The sequence below is a fragment of the Cellulomonas sp. P5_C6 genome (genome assembly GCF_054049635.1).
Window position 1 is genome coordinate 1 of record NZ_JBFULZ010000373.1, and the last position, 1,210, is coordinate 1,210.

At 75.3% G+C, this 1,210-nt stretch carries 1 protein-coding gene; it reads left to right on the forward strand.

From position 1 onward, the window contains the following. Positions 1 to 274: 274 nt before the first annotated feature. The coding region (locus ACXJKG_RS21230; protein WP_456847695.1) for a sigma-70 family RNA polymerase sigma factor at positions 275 to 1,210 on the forward strand (936 nt) is incomplete at its 3' end.

The following is a 1,210-nucleotide window of genomic DNA, read 5'->3' on the forward strand; positions in this document are numbered from 1 at the left end:
CGTCGACGGCCGGGTGGTACCAGTCGGAGGGTCGCAGCCACACGGAACGCGCGCTCTCGTCGCGCCACCGCTCGCGGAGCGCCGCGGGCAGGACGCCGTCCCCGGGGGACCCCGGGAAGGCGGGCAGGGCAGCGCTGTTCGGCCCTGGAATCGTCGTCACGCCGGTTGAGAGGCCGACAGGTGTCGGCCATGACGCGGGTCCGGTTCTTTTCACCCGGCGAATTTCACCCTGGTTATGCGGATACGCCGCATATGGCAGGCTGTGCGATCGGACGTGGAATTCCGACGGGAGCACTACGTGTCAGCAAGCGCGCAGCTCGACGGCGGGGTCACGGGGGACGCGGAGCTCATCGCTTCCGCGCGCTCCGGTGACGCTGCCGCCCTCGGCGCGCTCTACGAACGCCATTCCGGCGCGGCCTGGGTGGTCGCGCGGCAGTACACGGACTCCCCGGCGGACGCCGACGACGTCGTCTCCGACTCGTTCGCGGCCGTCTTCGGCGCCCTGCAGCGCGGCAACGGCCCCGAGACCGCGTTCCGCGCCTACCTGTTCACCGTGGTGCGCCGGGTGGCCGCGCTGCGGCGCGAGAAGGCCCGCCGCGTGCAGCCGACGGACGACATCGCCGTCCTCGAGGCCGGGACCGCGCTGGCCGGCACCGCCGAGGACCCGGCGCTCGCGGGCTTCGAGCGGGGGGTCGTCGCGCGCGCCTTCCACTCGCTGCCCGAGCGGTGGCAGGCGGTCCTATGGCACACGGAGGTCGAGGGGCTGACCCCCGCCGAGATCGCCCCGATCCTGGGCCTCACGGCGAACGGCGTCGCCGCGCTCTCTTACCGCGCGCGCGAGGGCCTGCGGCAGGCCTACCTCCAGCAGCACCTGCAGGACCCGCTCGACGAGGGCTGCCGGTCCGTCGCCGGCAAGCTGGGCTCCTACGTGCGCGGCGGGCTGGGCACCCGTGAGACGGCGCAGGTCGAGGCGCACCTCGACACCTGCGGGACGTGCCGCGGGCTGGTGCTCGAGCTGGGCGACGTCAACCACGGCATGCGCGCGGTGTTCGCGCCCCTGGTGCTCGGGCTGCTCGGGCTCGGGGCGCTCGGCGTGCTGCTGCCCGTCGGCGGCGGGATCGCGGCGGGCGCGGCGGCGGCCGGTGCAGGAGCTGGTGCGGGTGCGGGTGCCGGCGCGGGTGCGGGCGCGGGCGCGGGTGTCGGTGGCGCC